Below are 3655 nucleotides of genomic sequence, written 5' to 3'. Positions count from 1 at the left end.
CAACACCGTGCGACGCCACTCGGCGCTGGGCTACCTCACCCCGGCCGACTATGCTCGCCACTGCACCCACGAAATGAAACCCGACGACTCACACAGAGACCGGACCTAACAACGGGGGCGGCCCAGCGAGGTGCTCGACGGTTGAGCCTACGGTGATAAGACGAGCGTAGGCGTCGATGAGTCCTCGTCAAGGCTGCAGGTACATGCGTGCTCACTGCTTTTGCAGTGACCTGCCTTTGCGCATGCAAGCCCTCCCAGGCGGCGAGCAGGGGCGCAGAACCCATGACTGCATGCGCAACTCATCGGCGCGCACCGCGACACTCCGACGTTTGCGAGTCGACCGCGGCACGCGTTTGCGAGTCGACCGCGGCACGCACAGGTAGTTCTCCGAGAAAACGCAAGCCGACACTACATCCGGGCCTCGCTCTACAGCTTTCGCCCCCTGGGGTCCGCGCCTCGAAAACAACGGCATCCGCATCGGCCCGTTGAAGTCCTGGGAACCGATCGGAGATGCGATCGTCGCCGTCCAGCGTCCAGGCACCAGGTTTCGACCAACGGGGCGATGCTGCGCCTACCAGATCGCGGTGCCGCTCTGACGGACCACCGCTTTGAACTTCGGAGGCGATACCGAGGGCGCAAGCCGGGCACTTGCACCCTCGGTTCTTTCGCAAGGCTTCTCCAGGGACCGCCTCGGAAAGCAAACTACTCTCGCATCGAACGCTGGACAAGATCTGGCCTACCGCCAAGTTAGGGCCGATCGGAAAATGTACGTCTACAAATCGGCAGCTTTGCCATAGGTTCTAGTCAACCAGTGAAGGGATCCAGTCCGGGGACGTAGTGTGTAGGTGTTCGTGTGATCCTTCGTTTTGGAGTTCTGCTGTGAGGTCCCTGAGGTCGGCTTCAATTGCCTCCTCGTTATTGGGATCGCCGACGCGGTATGCGACAGCGAGGGCGTCGAGGCCCGAGCTAGCGGCGTAGCTGGGCCCCATTCGTCGTGCCGTTCGGCGAGGACGGCGCCGACGAGACGGGTGATCGTGTCGCGGTTCGGGAAGATCCCGACGACATCGGTGCGGCGGCGGATCTGCCGGTTGAGGCGTTCGTTCGGGTTGTTTGACCAGATCTGCCGCCAGATGCTCTTCGGGAAAGCGTTGAACGCGAGGATCTCCTCGCGGGCTGTCTCGAGGTGCGCGTGGCTGCGGGGTAGCTTGTGCTCGAGGGCGTCAAGGACGCGGTCGAACTGGGCGTGCACCGCGTCCGCGTCGGGCTGGTCGAACACAGTCCCGAGCAGCGTCTTGACCCACGTCCGGGAGCTCTTCGGGGTGACCGCTATGAGGTTGGCGGCGCAGCGGGTTCGGCAGCCTTGCCAGGACCCACCGACGGTAGCGCCGATCGCGGCGACCAGCCCCGCGTGCGCGTCACTGGTGACGAGTTGCACCCGGTTCAGGCCTCTCGCGACAAGGTCACGCCAGCATGTCAACCACCCTGCGCCGCCCTCAGTGGAGGTGACCTGAAGGCCGAAGATCTCGCGGTCGCCGTCGGCGTTCACGCCGGTCGCGATCAGCAACGCGACCTTCATGACCCGACCGCCCTCAGGGACCTTCATGGTGAGCGCGTCGACGACGACGAACGAGTACGGGACGGAATCCAGCGGGCGGGGGGCGGAACGCGGCCACCTACTCGTCGAGGTCCTTCGCCATCTCCGACACATGCGACTTCGACAGCCCGATGATCCCGAGAGTCTTGACCAGGTCGTCCATCCGGCAGGTGGAGACGCCGAGGAGTCAGCTGGTCGCGACCACGGTGATCAACGCGGCCTCCGCACGGCGGCGGCATTCCAACACCCATTCCGGGAAGTACGTGCCGGAGCGCAGCTTCGGGATCTTCAACTCGAGCGTGCCGGCGCGGGTGTCGAAGTCGCGGTGCCGGTACCCGTTGCGACGGTTCACCCGGACGTCGCCGATCGTGCCGTAGGGGGCGCCGCAGACCTGATCAGCGTCCGCGGACAGCAACTGGTTGATGAACTTGCCCAGCATCTCCCGCAGCAGGTCGGGTTAGGCTTGCGCAAGGTAGTCTTCGAGGAAGCGGGCAGGGTCGATATCGTGGGGTGCGACGGTCATCGTCGAGGTTCCTTCCGAGACGGATGTCAAGAGTTCTCTCGAAGGATCACACGGTGACCGTCGACCACTTCAGAGCGACGCCGACACCGCGATCCATACACCACATTGCCGGACCCAACCGTGAAGGGGTCGCGGCAAGGAAGAGTCGCGCTTGTTTAGTTGCGGGTGATCATGCTTGAGCGAATCGCAATCCCGCCCCAACGCTTGATCTTCTTGAAACACCGCTCGACGCCGTCGCGTCACGGTGGCGGTCCTGCTGCGGGTCGCCGAAGCCGATCGCTCATCGTCGCGTTCGGTTAACGTCGAGGCAATCCACGAACGCGCAGCAATGCCAGGTTCGCCTTCGACGGGTGAGCCTCGTCCACCAGTACCCGGTCCGGGCGCGAGCATGGCCTGCCTCACAAGCCAGGTAGTCGGATCTCGCTCCCTGTCCCAGCCAGCATGACAGTTTTCGCCGCGTGCGGTTGTTTTCAAACCCAGGCACGATTGACGGCTGCGACTCGGTCTCTACAAAATCGACCCCCACCGCCCGCCAGCAGCGACCCCAACCACGACAACGACCGCTTGGGAGAGGACACGACGTCCGACCCCTGCTTTGCGGTATGTCACGTCGAGGAACACATGCGGGTACTCCTGGTCTGCGAGGGGTCGGTCGCGGAACGCGGCGACGTCCTCGTCGAGGTTCGCGCAGATCCGCGACACCTCGCTTTTCGAGACCCCCGCATCCGCGCCGATCACTTTGACGAAATCGTCGACGTTCTGGGTAGAGACGCCGTGGACCCAGACCTCCATCACGACCGCGAACAGGGCATGATCGAACCGGTGACGCCGTTCCAACAACGATGGTAAAATGCTGCCTTGACGCAGCCTCGGAATCCCTAACTCAAGATCTCAGGCAGTGGTCGATACCGTCTTCGGGCGAGTACCGTTGCGGTGCGCCAACCGGTCCGAGGTGCGCTCGAACGGGGCGGCGCCGATGAACGCGGCGGAGAGCGGCTGGTCCTGGTGCCGGAACTCGTCCGGCCGCGAGGGCTGGGTACCGCACCGTGTGCTGCGCGCACTCTGAATGAATAGAGCAATGCCCTGGCTACAGATCTTGGTAGCCAGGGCATTGCTCTGACAGGCTGTGATCACCCACGGTGCTGCGACGACCACTGGAATCCGCCGTTTGGGAACAGCTGCTCCCCGATCGCCATCAGGACCTCTATCTTTCATGACTATTTACACGTTAAGACCACATTCTCTAGCCCCGCGAGCTTCACCTAAGCACCGTAGATATACGCGCATCTTTTCTCAGCTTTGGGACGCTTGTCTATAGAGGCTGATCTAAGGCGTGATGCGAAGGTGTCTCGGAGTATAGGTTCGCGCGGTTTCCAGGAGTAGTCGTGCTCCGAACCCGGTGGCACCCGCGGTGCGCCAGGAGTCGTCCTTCTCGGTCTGCATCGTGCCGGCGATGTCGAGGTGCGCCCACGGTGTCTCTCCGACGAAGTGCTGCAGGAACAGCGCGGCGGTGGTCGCTCCCGCGAACGGGCCGCCGA

3 pseudogenes are annotated in these 3655 nt (G+C 63.4%); all 3 read right to left on the bottom strand.

The features are described from left to right. Positions 1-985 precede the first annotated feature (985 nt). Positions 986-2117 (bottom strand): annotated as a pseudogene (locus WFM69_RS19180) (IS256 family transposase); the annotation flags it as partial. Between the two features lie 525 nt (positions 2118-2642). Continuing rightward, positions 2643-3107, bottom strand: a pseudogene (locus tag WFM69_RS19175) (transposase); the annotation flags it as partial. Positions 3108-3443: 336 nt separating this feature from the next. Next, positions 3444-3655 (bottom strand): annotated as a pseudogene (locus WFM69_RS19170) (leucyl aminopeptidase); the annotation flags it as partial.

The sequence above is a fragment of the Microbacterium sp. LB12 genome (assembly GCF_037150835.1).
In the GTDB taxonomy this organism is placed as follows: Bacteria; Actinomycetota; Actinomycetes; order Actinomycetales; family Microbacteriaceae; genus Microbacterium.
Note: the sequence above shows the minus strand (reverse complement) of the source record. Positions and strands in the feature narration are given on the sequence as shown.